At 50.5% G+C, this 17,131-nt stretch carries 21 protein-coding genes; 12 read left to right on the top strand and 9 right to left on the bottom strand.

Annotated features, from left to right (window positions below; genetic code table 11):
- Positions 1–16: 16 nt before the first annotated feature.
- A complete protein-coding gene (locus tag B152_RS0119910) occupies positions 17–331 on the top strand; it encodes a hypothetical protein (protein ID WP_211212255.1) in 315 nt (104 codons plus the stop codon).
- A 12-nt stretch (positions 332–343) separates the two neighbouring features.
- On the opposite strand, the gene fliP is transcribed toward B152_RS0119910, so the two are convergent.
- The 5 genes from fliP to csrA all read right to left on the bottom strand — a co-directional run bounded on the left by fliP (position 344) and on the right by csrA (position 2,558).
- Positions 344–1,111 carry a flagellar type III secretion system pore protein FliP gene (fliP, locus tag B152_RS0119905; protein ID WP_020594213.1) on the bottom strand — a complete coding sequence of 256 codons (768 nt, stop codon included), beginning with the start codon at positions 1,109–1,111 and terminating at the stop codon, positions 344–346.
- Entirely contained in the window at positions 1,108–1,455 is a 348-nt protein-coding gene (locus B152_RS24515; protein WP_020594212.1) for a flagellar biosynthetic protein FliO, read from the bottom strand. The genes fliP and B152_RS24515 overlap by 4 nt, the downstream gene beginning before the upstream one ends.
- Positions 1,456–1,458: 3 nt before the next feature.
- Entirely contained in the window at positions 1,459–1,788 is a 330-nt protein-coding gene (locus B152_RS0119895; RefSeq protein ID WP_020594211.1) for a hypothetical protein, read from the bottom strand.
- Positions 1,785–2,198 carry an EscU/YscU/HrcU family type III secretion system export apparatus switch protein gene (locus B152_RS24510; protein WP_020594210.1) on the bottom strand — a complete coding sequence of 138 codons (414 nt, stop codon included), beginning with the start codon at positions 2,196–2,198 and terminating at the stop codon, positions 1,785–1,787. Before B152_RS24510 ends, B152_RS0119895 begins: the two co-directional genes overlap by 4 nt.
- A 105-nt stretch (positions 2,199–2,303) precedes the next feature.
- On the bottom strand, positions 2,304–2,558 hold the full coding sequence (csrA, locus tag B152_RS0119885) for a carbon storage regulator CsrA (RefSeq protein WP_020594209.1): 255 nt from the start codon (positions 2,556–2,558) through the stop codon (positions 2,304–2,306).
- Positions 2,559–2,793: 235 nt separating this feature from the next.
- On the opposite strand from csrA, the gene B152_RS24505 reads away from it, so the two are divergent.
- The 8 genes from B152_RS24505 to recA all read left to right on the top strand — a co-directional run bounded on the left by B152_RS24505 (position 2,794) and on the right by recA (position 9,975).
- Positions 2,794–3,195 carry a flagellar basal body rod protein FlgB gene (locus B152_RS24505; RefSeq protein ID WP_020594208.1) on the top strand — a complete coding sequence of 134 codons (402 nt, stop codon included), beginning with the start codon at positions 2,794–2,796 and terminating at the stop codon, positions 3,193–3,195.
- A 41-nt stretch (positions 3,196–3,236) separates the two neighbouring features.
- The gene (gene flgC, locus B152_RS0119875; RefSeq protein ID WP_020594207.1) at positions 3,237–3,647 is read left to right on the top strand and encodes a flagellar basal body rod protein FlgC; all 411 of its coding nucleotides are present in this window, start codon (positions 3,237–3,239) and stop codon (positions 3,645–3,647) included.
- A 32-nt stretch (positions 3,648–3,679) separates the two neighbouring features.
- The gene (fliE, locus tag B152_RS0119870) at positions 3,680–3,988 is read left to right on the top strand and encodes a flagellar hook-basal body complex protein FliE (RefSeq protein ID WP_020594206.1); all 309 of its coding nucleotides are present in this window, start codon (positions 3,680–3,682) and stop codon (positions 3,986–3,988) included.
- Positions 3,989–4,078: 90 nt separating this feature from the next.
- A complete protein-coding gene (gene fliQ / locus B152_RS0119865; protein WP_020594205.1) occupies positions 4,079–4,345 on the top strand; it encodes a flagellar biosynthesis protein FliQ in 267 nt (88 codons plus the stop codon).
- Positions 4,346–4,349: 4 nt separating this feature from the next.
- Positions 4,350–5,108 (top strand): flagellar biosynthetic protein FliR, encoded by a 759-nt coding sequence (locus B152_RS0119860; RefSeq protein ID WP_020594204.1) that lies wholly within the window; start codon positions 4,350–4,352, stop codon positions 5,106–5,108.
- A 58-nt stretch (positions 5,109–5,166) separates the two neighbouring features.
- Positions 5,167–6,240: a flagellar biosynthesis protein FlhB gene (gene flhB, locus B152_RS0119855; RefSeq protein WP_020594203.1), complete on the top strand. Its 1,074-nt coding sequence runs from the start codon at positions 5,167–5,169 to the stop codon at positions 6,238–6,240.
- 183 nt (positions 6,241–6,423) lie between these two features.
- Positions 6,424–8,772 (top strand): hybrid sensor histidine kinase/response regulator, encoded by a 2,349-nt coding sequence (locus B152_RS24500; RefSeq protein ID WP_169337443.1) that lies wholly within the window; start codon positions 6,424–6,426, stop codon positions 8,770–8,772.
- Between the two features lie 132 nt (positions 8,773–8,904).
- Complete coding sequence (gene recA, locus B152_RS0119845) at positions 8,905–9,975, top strand: recombinase RecA (RefSeq protein WP_026261732.1); 1,071 nt, start codon at positions 8,905–8,907, stop codon at positions 9,973–9,975.
- A 71-nt stretch (positions 9,976–10,046) separates the two neighbouring features.
- Here recA and B152_RS0119840 read toward each other — a convergent pair whose 3' ends face one another.
- Positions 10,047–10,466: an invasion associated locus B family protein gene (locus B152_RS0119840; RefSeq protein ID WP_026261731.1), complete on the bottom strand. Its 420-nt coding sequence runs from the start codon at positions 10,464–10,466 to the stop codon at positions 10,047–10,049.
- Between the two features lie 186 nt (positions 10,467–10,652).
- On the opposite strand from B152_RS0119840, the gene B152_RS0119835 reads away from it, so the two are divergent.
- Complete coding sequence (locus B152_RS0119835; RefSeq protein ID WP_020594199.1) at positions 10,653–10,880, top strand: hypothetical protein; 228 nt, start codon at positions 10,653–10,655, stop codon at positions 10,878–10,880.
- Positions 10,881–10,941: 61 nt separating this feature from the next.
- Positions 10,942–13,593 carry an alanine--tRNA ligase gene (gene alaS / locus B152_RS0119830; protein WP_020594198.1) on the top strand — a complete coding sequence of 884 codons (2,652 nt, stop codon included), beginning with the start codon at positions 10,942–10,944 and terminating at the stop codon, positions 13,591–13,593.
- Positions 13,594–13,676: 83 nt separating this feature from the next.
- On the opposite strand, the gene B152_RS0119825 is transcribed toward alaS, so the two are convergent.
- On the bottom strand, positions 13,677–14,891 hold the full coding sequence (locus B152_RS0119825; protein WP_020594197.1) for an MFS transporter: 1,215 nt from the start codon (positions 14,889–14,891) through the stop codon (positions 13,677–13,679).
- 133 nt (positions 14,892–15,024) lie between these two features.
- Here B152_RS0119825 and B152_RS0119815 point away from each other — a divergent pair, with 133 nt between their 5' ends.
- Complete coding sequence (locus B152_RS0119815) at positions 15,025–15,543, top strand: methylated-DNA--[protein]-cysteine S-methyltransferase (protein ID WP_020594195.1); 519 nt, start codon at positions 15,025–15,027, stop codon at positions 15,541–15,543.
- Between the two features lie 72 nt (positions 15,544–15,615).
- Here the strand turns inward: B152_RS0119815 and B152_RS0119810 are convergent, their stop codons facing one another.
- The gene (locus B152_RS0119810; RefSeq protein ID WP_020594194.1) at positions 15,616–16,446 is read right to left on the bottom strand and encodes a mechanosensitive ion channel family protein; all 831 of its coding nucleotides are present in this window, start codon (positions 16,444–16,446) and stop codon (positions 15,616–15,618) included.
- Positions 16,447–16,585: 139 nt separating this feature from the next.
- Positions 16,586–17,131, bottom strand: coding sequence for a peptidylprolyl isomerase (locus B152_RS0119805; protein WP_020594193.1), 546 nt, complete (start codon positions 17,129–17,131; stop codon positions 16,586–16,588).

The following is a 17,131-nucleotide window of genomic DNA, read 5'->3' as shown; positions in this document are numbered from 1 at the left end:
CCGGTCAAGGAGCGTGTTGCGGCAGCGCTATAGCATAGTGCAAGCAGGGCGCGACGCCGCCCGGGAAAACCGGAAGAGCGCAGTTTCTGTCGCTTCAGTTCGCCGCCTTGATCAGCTGTTGGGGCGGGCGTCAAAAAACCTTGCCGATGCCCTGTATAGCCTGACGCGCATCGCCTACGGCTTTTTCCTGCCCGACAACAAATTGAAGCGATCTGTATGGATCTTTATTATCGCTCCTTGGTATAACCACCAGAAGACGAATATATATACTTGGGGCAAGGCAAATGCCAAAGGCCCTCTCGTCATTCCCTTATTTTCTGTTTCTGGTTAAACAAAAAGTGCTTTAGCCGAAGCTTCTGACCAGACTGCCTGCGATCATATACCAGCCGTCAACCATGACGAAAAAGATCAGCTTGAAGGGAAGCGAGATCATAATAGGGGGCAGCATCATCATCCCCATGGACATGAGGACAGAGGCGACAACCATATCAATAATCAGAAAGGGCAAAAAGATCAGGAAGCCGATCTCAAAAGCACGCCGCAGTTCGCTGATCATAAAGGCCGGGATCAGGGCGCGAAGTGGAGTGGCTTCGGGGGTGGCAACTTCGCCTACGTTAGCCAGGTCCATGAAAAGTCCGAGATCTTTTTCCCTGACATGCTGAAGCATGAAGTTCCTGACAGGTATGACACCTCTTTCCCAGGCCTGGATCTCGTCAATTTCCTCTTCCAGCAGAGGTTTGACTGCGTCGTTATAGACCTTCTCCATCGTCGGGGTCATGATAAAGAGTGTCAGGAACAGTGCCAGGCTGATCAATACGGTGTTGGGGGGAGCCTGCTGAATTCCCATTGCGGTACGAATAAACGACAGGACGACAATGATCCGGGTGAAGGAGGTGACCATCATCAGGATTGCAGGTGACAGGCTCAGGATTGTGAGCAGAGCCAGCATCTGGAGAATACGCCCGCTGCCAGATCCCAGGATCTCATTGTTCAGATCAAGTGTTACTGCCTGTGACCAGGCTGATTCTGGCAGAGCCAGCAGGGTGGCTGTCCCAATGGCCAGACCGGTAAACAGGCTGATTGACAGTTTTTTTCTCATGTCAGCGGTCATTGATCTATTTTGCTCCCGCTCTTTTCTTGGTCGATCTTCTTGTTCTCTCCGCCCTGGAAACTGTCGTCACGATCAGAAGGGGAGGAGAGGTTGCTGTCTATCACAAGATCATGCGTGCCACCAGTCAGCAAGAGGTGCTCACGATCGTCACACCGGACAAGAACCAGTCGCCGGCGGGCATCGAGTGGCCGTACTTCGACAAGTTGAATTCGTTTGTGTTTTCCGCTCTTCTGGATCGGGCTGTTGCCCAAACCAAAACGCCGCGCAAGGAGTGCAATGGCGAGAATCAAGCCAAGTACAAAAACCAGTGACAGAAGGAACTGGACGTAGCTTCCATATTCCATGGATTATTTTTTTCCGGGGGTGTTCGCCGAGGTATAGGCACGCGCGGCTTTGTTGTGAGAGGTGGTCTCTTTCATCTCGATCTTAACAAGTTCGAGGCTGGACTGAATTGTAATGGTCAGATTATCAAGCTCTTCTATCAGTGCCAGTAATTTAGGAGAGAGGCGGGCACGCTCCTTGTCATCAAGTTTGGTGATTTCCTGGCAAAGATAATCGGTGACTTTCGGCATATCTGTAACGCTGAAGACCTGCCCGGATTTGGCCGCGCTGCTGGCATGAGCAACCTGTTGTGATAGATCCGCAATATCTTTTTCTAGTTCAGTATAGCTTGTCATTCAGGGGGTACCGACTTTTCGTGCTGATGTTTCTGTTCGTTATAGACGTAATTCAGAATTGTTGCGACTGCTGTGAGTGCTTCTAAAGGTATCTCACTTTCGATATCAACAGTAGAAAGAATTTCAACCAGATCAGAATCTGTTCGGACTTTTATCCCCTGGGCGAAGGCGATCTGGAGTATCTGCTCTGCCAGTTCTCCGCTACCTTTGGCCACAATTTTGGGGCGTCCAGCGGCATTGTGTTGAATGGCTACGGATGTTTTTGTTTTTTCATCAAGGCGCAGATTTTCGGTCTGGGTATCTTTTATCGATAGGTGACCGTTCGGGAGCAGCTTTGGGGCTGATCCCGGTCGATTTTTCTCTGTACTCTGCTCCCTTGTCCCGTCTGGGGGATCTTCGGTTGCGCTCATCGCGCTTTCTCCGCTAGAGACAGTCATTCCAGATAATTTTGTTCTGTTATATTTAACGACAGATTATCTGAAGGGGTAAAGCCGCAGCTTCTTTGGTTTTACAGGTTATTCTTTTTCTGGTTCAGAATCATCTTGGGGTTCAGAGACATCAAAGTGGAGCCCAAGAGCATCAAGGGCTGCAGTTGCTGCTGCCCGGTTTTCTTCCTGAATACGTTCGTGCAATTCCTGGCGGAGAACTGTTGCATCCTCGGGAAAGGTAAAGCCGATTTTTACAGACTTGCCACGTATATCAACAACCTGAACTTCAATGTTGTTGTTGATGATGACGGACTCACCAATTTTCCGGGTAAGATATAACATGTCGAGGCTTCGGACTCCCTGTCCCTAACGCCAAATACTGACTAAAGGATTAGATAAACTACTTGTTCTTCTGCTACGTCCGTATTTATACGTGGATTTTAGAGAGAGGTCGAGCCCAAGTTACCGACAGCGGGGATTTTTTTACTAGATCTGTCATTCATTAACAGGTTATTAAGGGAGGAAGAGGTAAATTATTCAGGTTTAATGGATCTTTCTTGCGCAAGGAGAGCCAGTTGTGGCTGACAAGCTGAAAATTACGGATGTGCTCGCCAAAAAGATGGAATGGCTGACCCGCCGGCAGGAAGTCTTGTCCCGCAATATTGCAAATGCGGATACGTTGAACTATGTGCCGCTTGACCTGAAAGACAACCACTTCAAGGCTTTGGTTAATCGCTCGGCGCCTCTGATGGCGCAGACATCGACCAAGGCGGGGCATATTACCAACAATCCGTTGCTTGGGGATAATCCAAAATCTTCAAAGTCAAAAGACCTGTATGAGACAGCTCCCGCAGGAAATTCGGTTATTCTTGAAGAGCAAATGATCAAGATGTCCGAAACCCAGCTGGATTATCAGGGGATGGTCCGGCTCTATAAGAAGCATCAGGATATGCAGAAAATGGTCTTGCGTGGGCCATAAGATATTTTTGAGTTGCCAGTTTTTGTTTGGGAAGACTAACGATGTCTGATTTATATAAATCAATGCAGGTTTCTGCTTCAGGGATGAAGGCGCAGGGGACACGTCTGCGGATTATTTCTGAAAACATCGCCAACGCTGATTCAGTGTCTCAGGAACCTGGTGGTGCACCCTATCGCCGGAAAATGGTCACTTTTGGCAATGAACTCAATCGTGAACTCGGCGTTGAGAAGGTTGTCGTAAAAAATATCATTTCCGACAAAAGCGATTTCCAGCGGGAATATCTGCCGGGGCATCCTGCAGCTGATGCAGATGGCTATATTCTGCGCCCCAATGTCAATTCATTGATCGAGATGAACGACATGCGGGAGGCGCAAAGAAGTTATGAGGCCAATCTGCAAGCTATTCAGGCTTCAAAGTCGATGTTGCAAAGAACGTTGGAAATACTCCAGTGAATATGGTGCCGGGTACAAAGGAATAGAGGGTCATGGCGGTAAATTTTTCAGACGCTGTAAGTGCTTATAACCGGATCGCTGGACAGGCGAAGACAGATCTTGGTCAGGATCAGGACCCGGTTGGAGCCGATTTTGCCTCGACTTTGCGCGGTGTTGCTGAAAATACTCTTTCAACAATGCAGAACGCCGAAACCAAGACACTTATGGCAGCTTCAGGGAAAGCGGACGTGACCGATGTGGTTACCGCGATGTCCGAAGCTGAAGTTACTCTGCAGACAGTTGTTGCTGTACGTGATAAGGTTGTCCAAGCCTATCAGGAAATTCTCAGGATGCCGATCTAGATTAGATTAATTAATTTGATACTGGACAAGCTTATCTAACTGACGATTATATTAATTATATAAGCTTAGATGAAAGACAGGCCGCGACGAATGAGCGAAGTCGAAGTTGTTGAGGTCGGGCGTGAAGCTGTTTGGGTAATGCTTAAGATGGGCTTGCCTGTATTGATGGTCGGACTTATCGTTGGGTTGATTATTTCTCTGTTTCAAGCGTTGACACAACTTCAGGAAATGACCCTTACTTTTGTGCCAAAGTTGATTATCATCAGCCTGACAATTATTGCATCAGCACCTTATATGACCCAGACCTTGGGTACTTTCACTGAAATGATTATGGACCGGATCGTGGCGTTGGGTTAGAAGGATGCTTTATGACCTTTTACCTTCCAGTATCTATGCTGTCCTGATTATCTTCGCCCGACTGGGGGGGGCAATGATGCTTCTTCCGGGTTTTGGTGAATCCTATGTATCTCCCCGGGTTCGTTTGGGACTTTCCATTCTGATTTGCATCGTCATAGCCCCGGCGCTTGTTTCTAAAATTCCGCCGATGTCCGAGAGTGTTGCGGATCTGGGACTGCTGATCTTCGGAGAGGTTGTTATTGGGATCTTTATGGGGACCATTGCCCGTCTGTTTCTGAGCGCCACAGCCTCGGCGGGAATGATTGCGGCAAACCTGTCATCTTTGGCAAATGCGCTTATCCAGGACCCGACGGCTGAACAGCAGGCTTCTATCATGGGGACCTTTATGTCCAGTGTGGCACTGGTCCTGATTTTTGTGCTGGATATTCACCACCTGTTTTTGCATGCGCTGGTGGACAGCTATGAGCTCTTTGTTCCAGGACAGTCTTTGCCGACAGGTGATTTTTCGAATATGATTTCCCGGGTAGTAGCCGATACCTTCACACTTGCAGCACGTATGGCAGCCCCTTTCATTGTGGTGGGTGTGATCTTTTTTCTGGGATTGGGCTTGCTCGCCAAGCTCATGCCCCAGATGCAGGTTTTCTTTATTGCCATGCCTCTGCAGGTATTAATGGGAATTGTTGTACTGTTTTTGTCGCTGCCAGTTATGATACGGGTATTCCTGATCAGTTTGAATGAGCACTGGATTATTTTTGTCCGCTAGGAATTCCTGGAAGAATTTCAGGAAAATTCCCTGATATCGAACTTGAGGAGGGGCAGATTTGTCATCTGAAGATACTGACGAGTCCCAGAAAACCGAAGAACCAACAGGCAAAAAGCTCGCCGACGCTCGGGAAAAAGGGGATGTACCTAAATCTCAGGAAATGGATTCCTGGTTCTCTTTTTTTGGTTTCATGATTACAGTAAGTTTTTTTGCAGTTTGGATTGCAACGGGAATTAGTGAAAGTCTGAATATTTTTGTAGAACGGCCGGATATGATCCGACTTGACACAGGTCAGCTAGCCGAGGCTGTTAAAAGTATTATGGCAAATGTCGGCATTCTTTTTATTGTCCCAGCGGTACTCTTTATTTGTTTTGGTATTGCATCAGGCTTGATCCAGCATGGATGGTTAATCTCCGCAAAATCCCTTACACCTGAATTTAAAAAAGTATCACCTTTGGCTGGTGTTAAAAGGCTGTTTTCTATTCAGTCGGTCATGAATCTGGTCAAGGGGCTGGCAAAACTGATTATTGTTGGTTCGATTATCGCTCTGGTTATCTGGCCCAAACGCAGTATGGTTCCCCAGTTGGCTGAACTTGATGTGCCCCAGATGGCCATGGTTCTGTTGGACTGGACAAAACTTGTTCTCGTGGCTGTGGTTGCAGTTATGGCCATAATTGCAGGCCTGGATTTTCTGTTTCAGTATTTTCAGTACATAAAAAAACTGAAAATGTCGAAACAGGAGATCAAGGATGAAATGAAGCAGAGTGAAGGTGATCCCATGGTCAAGGGACGCCTGCGCCAGCTGCGTATGGAAAAAGCACGTCAGCGGATGATGGCTGCTGTTCCAAGTTCTGATGTGGTGATTACCAATCCGACCCACTTTGCGGTAGCGCTGGAATACAAAGGCGAGACAATGGAAGCACCAAGGCTGGTTGCCAAGGGTGTTGATGCCGTTGCTTTTCGCATTCGCAAAGTTGCAGAAGAGAATAAAGTGACCATTGTTGAAAATCCGCCACTGGCACGGGCACTCTATGCCGGGGTGGAAATAGATCAGGAAATACCACCGGAACATTACAAGGCTGTCGCTGAAGTGATCGGATACGTCTTGAAACTCAAGGGGAAAATGAACTAGCAGATGATATACTTTGTCTCTGAAAAAGCCTCTATTGGTTTCTGAAACCATGCTCCAGCCGAGATAACAATTGGGAGGATATGCCCAACTCAATTGTTTTAGATAAATTTTAAGGGTACCTTGATTTAAGCATAAATCCTTACCCGGTAACGGGAAAAGACGTTTCGTGGGGGAAGCATGGAAATGTCAGACTACATCTGGCTAAGTGTATGTGGCTTTTTGATTGCCATTATTGCGGTGTTGTCTGTCGTTGTCTGGCGGCAAAGAGGCATGCTCGCGATCCGTCGCTACGCCTTTGCCGCTGTGCCTCGCCCACGCCAGATTGTCGATCCTGAAGGAAAGAGCCTTTTTGCCAACCCCGCCTTTGAAGATTTTTTCGGGGGAGATTTGAGAGCTGTCCCCGACCTTATTCTTGATGAGAGTCAGGGGGATGAAGACATCGGACGCAAACTGGCAACCCTGCAACTCAATGCCCGTAATGGTGTGTCGGGGCATGTAGAAATTGAACTCCCCCGCAACGGACCGAGTGATCGGGACACCCAATGGCGCCATGTTGCGGCCTATCCCATTCCCAACCGTCCTGGCTATGTTTTTTGGTTCGTTGATGACATCACCATGCGCCGTCAAATGGAGCAGGTGATTAATGATCAGCAGCAACGTTTTGTCGATCTGCTTGAAAACGCCCCGATCGGCTTTTTTTCGGTTGATGATAAAGGTTGTTTTCTCTTTGCCAATCAGACTCTGACGGACTGGCTCGGTTATTCTTCTTCCGAGCTGGAAAGCGGCAAAATCAAATTGCACGATATTATTGCCGATGCCTCGCTGGAGGACGTTCCTGCTTATCATCCCTTTGAAGATGTCGAGAGTAGCGCCGGAGAGGTCTTCCTTAAAACCGGGGACGGGGAAAAACGGGTGCTCGCAGCCATCAGTCAGCATATTGCTGAAGGAGGGGCAGAGAAGGGATTCCGCACGCGGTCCGTTGTCCGGAACCTTACGCTGGAGCGGGAGATGGCAACCGCGCTGGAGCAATCAGAAAAACGTTTCCGGAAGTTCTTCAACGAAGCTCCTGTCGGTATTGTCTTGCTGAACGAGCGGGGCGTTATCACCGAGTGCAACCGGGCATTTCTTGAGTTTCTGGCGACGGAGGAAAGTGCCAAAGGCAAACCGTTACTCTCTCTGGTTGGCGAGGACGAGCGGGATCAGGTTCGGACGGCTCTGGTGTCTGCCTCGACTTTTGAACGTAAAGCCCTTGAGGTCCGCCTCGAAGGCAATCCCAACAGGGTCTGCAGCATGAATGTGACCCATGTTGACGAAAATTCAGGCTTGCCGAGTGGCTATATTCTCAACTTTACCGATACAACAGATCAAAGAAACCTAGAGGCACAGTTCGCCCAATCCCAGAAAATGCAGGCCGTCGGGCAGCTGGCAGGGGGGATTGCCCATGACTTCAACAACCTGTTGACGGCGATGATTGGCTTTTCTGATCTGTTGCTCTTGCGGCACCGCCCGGGCGACCAGTCTTTTGCCGACATCATGCAGATCAAGCAGAATGCCAACCGGGCGGCCAACCTTGTCCGGCAGCTTCTGGCTTTCTCTCGTCAGCAGACACTGCAACCCCGGCGTCTCAATGTAACTGATATCATCGCTGAACTGGCCCACCTGTTACGCCGTCTTATTGGTGAGAATATCGAACTGCGGATTACCCATGGCCGGGATCTTGGGGATGTAAAAGCGGATCAGGGGCAGCTGGAACAGGTTATTATCAACCTGGCGGTCAATGCCCGGGATGCCATGGATCATGGCGGCGTTTTGGAAATCATCACTTCTAACGTCATTGTCGAGAACCCCTACAAGGTAAAGGGAGAGGAAATCCCGCCGGGAGACTATGTTCTCGTCAAGGTTCAGGATACGGGCCACGGTATTCCCGCCGAAATTATTGACAGGATCTTTGATCCTTTCTTTTCCACCAAGGAAGTGGGGGCGGGAACGGGGCTGGGACTTTCTACGGTCTATGGCATTGTTAAACAGTCTGGTGGTTTTGTGTTTGTTGATTCCGCCGCAGATGAGGGCACAGTGTTCTCGCTGTTGTTCCCACATTTTAGAGAAGACAAAAAACAACTGGAAGAAGCCGTGGTAGAGGCTCCGCAAGCTCTTGATCTGACTGGGCGCGGTACAATTCTTCTGGTTGAGGATGAAGATGCCGTGCGGTCTTTCAGCGCAAGAGCCCTGGAAAACAAGGGATACAAGGTTCATGAAGCCAACTCGGGAGAAGCCGCGCTTGAAGTGCTGAAAAGTGACGGTGCTTCAGTTGATCTGATCATTACAGATGTGGTGATGCCACGGATGGACGGCCCGACATTGATCAAACACGCGCTGGAGATGCAACCGGATATGAAGGTGATCTTTATTTCCGGTTATACAGAGGATTCTTTCCGCAAAAGCCTGGATGACAATTCCGCGATCGAATTTTTACCAAAACCTTTCAGCCTCAAACAGCTGGCAACGAAGGTGAAAGAGGTGTTGGGGGCTTGATTTAGATCAGGATTTTTGGAGGAAAAGTTGATTTTGTGCACGCTTTGTTCTTTTTGATTGTTGTTTGAGAACAAAAAGGGTACATTGTTGCCATTGCAGAGGGTGAGGCCCTGTGGGATAAGGAACGCAGCAATGGCACAAAACGTCTTACAGTTAGTGGAGAGTAGCACGGTGGATAAACAGAAGGCATTGGAAGCAGCACTGGGGCAGATTGAACGCGCCTTTGGTAAAGGCTCGATCATGAAGCTTGGTGAAGGCGCCATAGTGNAAGCTGAATCGATTTCCACAGGATCCCTTGGTTTGGATATCGGGCTCGGTATCGGTGGTTTGCCGCGTGGCCGTATTGTTGAAATCTATGGCCCGGAGAGTTCCGGTAAGACGACGTTGGCGTTACATGTAATTGCCGAAGCCCAGAAGGCCGGGGGAACCTGTGCTTTTATTGATGCCGAGCACGCGCTTGACCCTGCCTATGCCAACAAGCTGGGCGTGAATGTGAGCGAGCTGCTGATTTCGCAGCCTGATGCAGGGGAGCAGGCGCTGGAGATTACGGACACGCTTGTTCGCTCCGGTGCGCTGGATGTTCTTGTTGTCGATTCTGTCGCTGCTCTGGTGCCGCGCGCGGAACTTGAAGGCGATATGGGCGACTCACTGCCCGGTTTGCAGGCGCGCTTGATGAGCCAGGCGATGCGCAAACTGACCAGTTCTATTTCCAAATCCCGCACACTTGTGATCTTTATCAACCAGATTCGAATGAAGATCGGCGTGATGTTTGGCAATCCGGAGACAACGACGGGCGGAAATGCGCTCAAGTTCTATGCATCTGTACGTCTTGATATTCGCCGGATTGGTGCGATCAAGGACCGGGATAATGTCACGGGGAACCAGACCCGGGTCAAGGTGGTGAAAAACAAAATGGCGCCCCCCTTCCGCGTTGTTGAGTTTGATATTATGTACGGCGAAGGAATTTCAAAAACCGGTGAAATGCTCGATCTTGGGGTCCAGGCTGGGATTGTGGAGAAGGCTGGTGCCTGGTTCTCTTGTGATGGTCAACGGATTGGTCAGGGACGTGAGAATGCAAAAACCTTCCTGAGGGAAAACCCTGAAGTTGCCAACAAGATTGAAGCCGCAGTCCGGAAAAATGCCGGAATCGTTGCCAATGCAATGCTTGAAGGCAAGGATGATGACGTCGTTGATGATGATTGATCGTCGTTTTGTCTCGGTAAGTAAAAAAGGGGCCGCGGCCCCTTTTTTACTGGATAATTTACGGACTTGCCTTACTGACCAAGAACCTTTGAATAAGCCTTGGTAAAACCTTTCAGGGAGAAGGGAATGGCAATGGTTTTCTTGGTTGCATCCAGAAAGACAACCCGTCCTTCATTCTGCCCCTGAAGATTCTGAACCAGCTCTGTATCCAGTTGGATCTCAGTTTGGCAACCCGACTTGATACAACGCTCAAAAGGGTATTTTCGTTTGAGGGACGCGCCAACTTCCAGGCCAAAGCCTTCGGGAAGGCGTATGCCAAGGGGAAGCGTCAGTATCATTGTGGAAATTTCTGTAGTGCTGTTCGCGGGGCGTCCGACAGCCAGTTCCAGAACCGGCTTGTCGCTTTCGCCAAGTAAAATTCTTTGAACGATATAGCAGGACTTGGCATCTGTTGCCTTACAGAGTGCAGCCCAGTCTCCGTGCTGTTCCACAGTTCGTTGGGCTGCTTCTTGGGCGCTGACCTGTGACAGGGACAACAGAAGGCAGATAGCTAGAGAAAATACAGATCTGGATAGAAGGCGTGGTTTGAAGTATGACATTTTGTCCGCTTCGTTGGTAAGAAAGCAAGCATCCTACAGATTGTCAGGATGCGGTTAAAGTGAATAACGCAGAGTCCCTTGTTTGTCATAAAGGACCATAAGAATTTTAAGGGGCTCATTGTCTTTTTGGGTGAAATCCATTCCTTTAACAGAGCCTCTGGCCGTGCTGCTTTTGTAGCTGGTATTGGCAAAAATGCGATCCTTGCACCTCTGTTTCAAAAAGCTGGAAAAATTAGTATCGGCGATAACCCGAAAAGCAAGCTGACTCTAGACAGTTGGCAAGCAGCACGCTACAACCGCCATTGAGGTTTCCTACCGGGCCGCGATAGGCTTGGTGCCCTGTCCAGCTATTAGGTACGTGAGTGAAATGATTACCGGCAACGAGATCCGCAGAACCTTTCTAGACTATTTCAACAAGAATGGTCATACCGTCGTTGATTCTTCCCCCCTGGTGCCGAGAAACGATCCAACCCTGATGTTCACCAACGCGGGCATGGTTCAGTTCAAGAATGTCTTTACGGGCAATGAGACGCGCCCCTACAGCAGGGCAGCGACCTCGCAGAAATGTGTGCGCGCGGGTGGTAAACACAACGATCTGGAAAATGTTGGCTATACCGCGCGGCATCATACCTTCTTTGAAATGATGGGGAACTTTTCCTTTGGGGATTATTTCAAGGACCAGGCAATTGAGTTGGCCTGGAACCTGATCACAAAAGAATATGGTGTTCCTGAAGAAAAACTCCTGGTCACAGTCTATTCTGAAGACGAGGAAGCAGCAGCTCTCTGGCGAAAAATCGCTGGACTAAGCGATGACAGGATTATCCGGATTCCGACGTCAGACAACTTCTGGTCTATGGGGGAGACCGGACCTTGCGGTCCATGTTCGGAGATTTTCTATGACCATGGAGAACATATTTTCGGTGGTCCTCCTGGAAGCCCCGACGAAGATGGAGACCGTTTTATCGAAATCTGGAATCTGGTGTTCATGCAGTATGAGCAGTTGGACAAGGAGAACCGGATCAATCTGCCCAAACCCTCGATTGATACGGGGATGGGACTTGAGCGCATCACGGCGGTGCTGCAGGGTAAACATGACAACTATGACGTTGACCTGCTCCGGACGATTATCGAGGCCTCTGCCGAGGAAACCGGGGTTGATCCGGACGGCGAAAATGCTGTCTCGCATCGGGTGATCGCCGATCACCTGCGCTCGACCTCTTTCCTGATTGCCGATGGTGTCTTGCCCTCAAATGAAGGCCGCGGTTATGTCCTGCGCCGGATCATGCGCCGGGCCATGCGTCATGTTCACAAACTGGGATCAAAAGATCCTACTCTCTACAAGCTGGTGCCTGCGCTGGTACGGATTATGGGCAATGCTTTCCCTGAACTGTCCCGCGCTCAATCCCTGATTACCGAAACGCTCAAACTTGAGGAAAAACGTTTCGGCCAGACACTGGATCGCGGTATGCGGCTTTTGTCTGAAGAAACGGACAAGCTTTCCGATAAAGGCACTCTCAATGGCGAGGTGGCTTTCAAGCTGTATGATACCTATGGCTTCCCTCTGGATCTGACGCAGGACGTCCTGCGCGGTCAGGGGTTGTCAGTTGATACAGCCGGTTTTAATGCAGCTATGGAGCTACAGCGCGCAGCTGCACGTAAAGCCTGGACCGGTTCTGGTGATCTGGCGACAGAAAAAGTCTGGTTCGAGCTGCAAGAGCGGTTTGGCGGCACCGAATTTTTTGGTTATGACACGGAAACTGCTGAAAGCCAGGTCCTTGCGGTACTGGTCGACGGCAAGGAAGTGGCCAGCGCGAAGGCTGGTGACCAGGTTATGATTATTACCAACCAGACGCCTTTTTATGGGGAAAGTGGTGGCCAGCAGGGAGATCACGGACTTCTGTTTTCTGCTGATGGCGATGAAATTATCATCCGCGATACCCAGAAAAAACTGGGCAATCTTTTTGTTCATATTGGTGAAGTAAGTCGTGGGGCTGTCAAGGTAGGACAGGCGCTGGAGATGAAGGTCGACAGTGTTCGCCGTTCAGCTTTGCGCGGCCATCACTCTGCTACGCATTTGTTGCATGAGGCTCTGCGTCGCCGCTTGGGAACTCATGTCAGCCAGAAGGGCTCGCTGGTCGCACAGGAACGTCTGCGGTTTGATATCAGCCAGCCCCGCCCGCTGGAGCCGGAAGACATCGCAGTTGTTGAAGCTGAAGTGAACGAACGCATCCGCCTGAATGCCGAAGTGACAACCCGTCTGATGACGCCGGAAGAAGCCATTGAAGAAGGGGCCATGGCCCTTTTTGGTGAAAAATATGGTGAAGAGGTCCGTGTTGTTTCCATGGGGGGCGCTGACAGTTCCACGGGCAGTGGTTATTACTCGACAGAACTCTGTGGTGGAACTCATGTCCGTCGCACTGGTGACATCGGTTTCTTCAAGATTGTTTCTGAAGCCGCGCTGGCCTCGGGTGTGCGCAGGATTGAAGCCGTAACCGGGCAGGCGGCACTGGATTATGTGTCATTGCAGGAAAGCCAGCTTGCTGCGGCGGCAGCAGTGATTAAGGCCGCCCCTGCTGAGCTGGAAGCACGGATCAGCAGTCTGATGGACGAACGCAAGCGTCTTGAGCGTGAACTGACCGATGCCCGTCGCAAGCTTGCAGCAAGTGGAAGTGGTTCTTCTGCCGCCGACGATGTAAAGGAAATCAACGGTATCAAGTTTGCCCCTCGCATTCTGGAAGGCGCTCTGCCCAAGGATCTGAAGCCGACAGCAGATGAAATGAAAAAACAGCTGGGCAGCGGTGTGATCGTGCTGATTGCCACCAATGACGGCAAGGCTTCGATTGTTGTTGCGGTTACGGATGATCTGACGGATCGGGTCTCTGCAGTAGAGCTTGTCCGGGCTGGTTCTGCAGCCCTGGGCGGACAGGGTGGTGGTGGTCGTGCTGATATGGCCCAGGCTGGTGGCCCTGATGCCAGCAAGGCGCCTGATGCGATCAAGGCAATTGAAGCCCTGATCTGACCAAGAAGTAGCCAGGAATAAAAAGAAGCCCCGGGAGAAATCTGCGGGGCTTCTTTTTATTTGTTCTGCAACTGTGCTCCTCGCTATTTTTTCCCGCAGGCCAGCTTTATCGCATCAGGATGTTTGCGCAGGCAGGCCATGGCCCAGACCCCGAGAAAAGGCCCGAGGGCCAGCGGGGCAAAGGCGTAGTGCCACCCGAGGAACTCCACGGCATAGGGCATGAGATGAATGGTGACCAGTGTAAGGGTAAAACCAAGGGAGGTTTGCAGGGTTAACATGGTGCCGATAATGCCTGTTTCGGCCAGTTCGGCGATGGAGGCGGAAAATTGTGCTGAATCAGCAACGATGCTGAACCCCCAGATCAGGCAGATGGGAAGAAGCAACCAGGGCGAGGCACCAAAGAAAAAACCGATCCCCAGCGCACAGCTGCCACTGATTAGCATGGCGGTGATGGTCAGAGTGGTCCGGCCCAGTCTGTCTGCAAGATATCCTGCAAGAAGGCAGCCTATGGCACCGATCCCCACTGTGGCGAATGTGGCCAGCTTCGCCTGGTATGCCGCTTGATCCGCAGACATGCTTTGGCTGAAGCTGGCCAAAAGGAAAAGTCCGATCCAGGCCCACATGGCATAGAGTTCCCACATGTGCCCCAGATAGCCGAGGTTTGCCAGCCTCAGGGATTTGATTCGCCAGGCAAAGAGAACCTGACGAATATGAAATTGAGGTGCGCGCCCATAAGCCGGGCCAAGTCTGAAGAAAAGAATGCCCAGTCCTGCTGCGACAGCAGCCCAGGAGGAAGCCTGAATGGTGAAGCGCCAGTCAATGCCCCCCACGGCATTAAAAAGATGTGGTGTTGCTGAGCCTAATGTCAGAGCACCAACCAGAACCCCTACCAGCAGCCCCATATCGCCTTTTGCCCAGGTTGCCGCCATGCGCATCCCGACAGGATAAATTCCGGCCATGCAGACACCGGTGATAAATCTGAACAGCGGGAGCAGGGGGGAGGTTGCCTCGGGCAGCAGCATTGCTGCATTTGCTGCTGCGGCAATCAGGGCCGAGATCAGGAAGAATAATCTTGGAGGCAAGCGGTCTGCCGCACCACTGAGGGTCGAAACAAGGCTGCCGACAACAAAGCCGACCTGAACCGAACTGGTAAAAAGCGCCTGCTGGAACGGGCTGAGGCTATATTCCAGGGTCAGGGCCGGAACGACGGCCGAGGCCGAGAACCACAAGGCCATGGCTGCGACCTGACAAAGTGCCAGAACAGCCAGAAATATCCATTTACCCTGTGATTGTTCCATGCTGTCCTGTGGGGCGATGAGAAGAGAGGTTTGTGACGCTAGAAAAGCAGAGGAAGCTTGTCCAGTCACGTTTTAATCAGATGATTGGTTTTGACGAGAACAAAGAAATTTTGAAGAAGAGATTACAGGGCAGATGAACAAGCCGACTATTATATTTTCAAGCCATGCTTCCCCTCTGGGTGAGATCATGACCTTTTATCATAACGGGGTTATATGTCAGCTCGACTTTGCTGATTGCAGAGCGCGGTGGCAAAAAAGTTTGAAACGTCGTTTCCCGGGTTACATCCTGGAAGAAAACGGAGCACAGGCAGAGGTAGGGGAGAGACTCAGGGCATATTTTGACGGGAACAAAAATGCTTTTTCCGGTCTTGCTCTGGATATGGGGGGCACTGATTTTCAACGTACTGTCTGGACGGCCCTGCAGCAAATTCCCTATGGCCAAAGAATGACCTACAGCGAAATGGCAGCCGTGATCGGCAAGCCTGAAGCTGTTCGGGCCATGGCCGCGGCAAATGCCTTTAATCCCCTTTCAATTATTACCCCCTGTCACCGGGTTCTGGGAAAAAATGGTAATTTGACCGGTTATGGCGGTGGGGTCGCTCGAAAGCTGGCGCTGCTTCGCCACGAAGATCCTGACTTCTCTGTTTCCTGACGTATTTGTTTTCTTGAAAGCACAAAAAAGACCGCGCGAGGCGGCCTTTTTTGTTGTGCAAAGCCACAGGGGTCAGGCCTTGGCTTCCGGGATGAGATGAACATCGCGTTGCGGGAAGGGAATGGAAATACCTTCCTTGTCAAAGGCTTCCTTAATGGCGCGGCGATTGTCGCTCTGTGCTGGCCAGTAGTTGCCAGTATCTGTCCAGTAGCGAACAGTCAGATCAACCGAGCTTTCTCCCAACCCGGTAACGATGACCTGTGGGGCAGGGTCTTTATGTACCCGTGCATCAGCATTCACGACAGCCAGCGCAACCTTTTCAGCTTTTCCAATGTCATCGCCATAACCTATACCGACAACCAGATCCGTACGGCGTTTGCTGTTTCGGCTAAAGTTTGTGACTTTTGCCGACCAAAGTCGGGAGTTGGGAACAGAAATATAAAGACCATCAACGGTGGTCATGTGGGTGACAAACAGGCCAATTTCCTCAACTGTACCGGAAATGCCGTCTGCATCAACAAACTCTCCAATCTTCATCGGGCGTAAAAACAGAAGCATAAAACCGGCAGAAATGTTCTGCAGCGTTCCCTGAAGCGCCAGGCCAATGGCCAGGCCTGCGGCACCGAGAACGGCAATAATACTGGTGGTTTCCACACCGAAACGGGCAAGAACGGCGACAATGACAAAAATCATGATCGTGTAGTGAACGATATTCACGATCATTGGCCGCAGAGTACGGTCGACCCGGCCAGATTTTTCCAGAAGCTTCCGGGTATAGCCACTGGTCTTCTTGGCGATAAAGCGCCCGATGACCAAAATGGCCAGGGCAGCCAGAATTTCCAGTGCCATATCCAGAGCCAGATTGCTGTAGCTCTCGATCAGTTGTTTGTATTCTTCAGTCATGTCTGGATTTCAATCCCTCTGTTTTTGAATCGCGGGGCATACCCGTAAGACAAAACCCCCGCTGTGGATCATACAGCGGGGGTTTGAAAAAATCATCCCGGGAAAATACTTACTGAATATAAATGCCTGGATGTATCAATTACTGGATATCAGCCAGAACCTTGACTGAAACCATGTGGTCCGGATCCGTTACAGAGCCACTGCCGGGAGCTCCGCGTTTGATGCCATCGACATGTTCCATGCCTTCGATAACCCGGCCCCAGACAGTATACTGGGTGTTTAGCGAAGGAGCGCTGTCGAACATGATGAAGAACTGGCTGTCGCCGGAATGCGGGTTCTGGGAACGGGCCATACCGACAATACCGCGGACGAATGGTTCTTGGGAAAACTCTGCACGGAGTTTTTTCCCGGAACCACTGGTGCCTGTACCGGTTGGATCACCCGTCTGGGCCATGAAACCTTCGATAACACGGTGGAATACGATACCATCGTAAAAACCCTCGCGAGCCAGTTCCTTGATCCGTGCAACGTGCGTCGGGGCAAGATCAGGCAGCATCTCGATGACAACCTTACCGGTTTCCAGTTCGATAACCAGGGTGTTTTCAGGATCGGCTGCAGAAGCAGTCGTGGTAGCAACAGTCATGGCAATAAGCCCTACAAGTAGATTACGAAAGATTTTGAACAT

The organism is Kiloniella laminariae DSM 19542 (assembly GCF_000374005.1).
Lineage (GTDB): Bacteria > Pseudomonadota > Alphaproteobacteria > Kiloniellales > Kiloniellaceae > Kiloniella > Kiloniella laminariae.
Note: the sequence above shows the minus strand (reverse complement) of the source record. Positions and strands in the feature narration are given on the sequence as shown.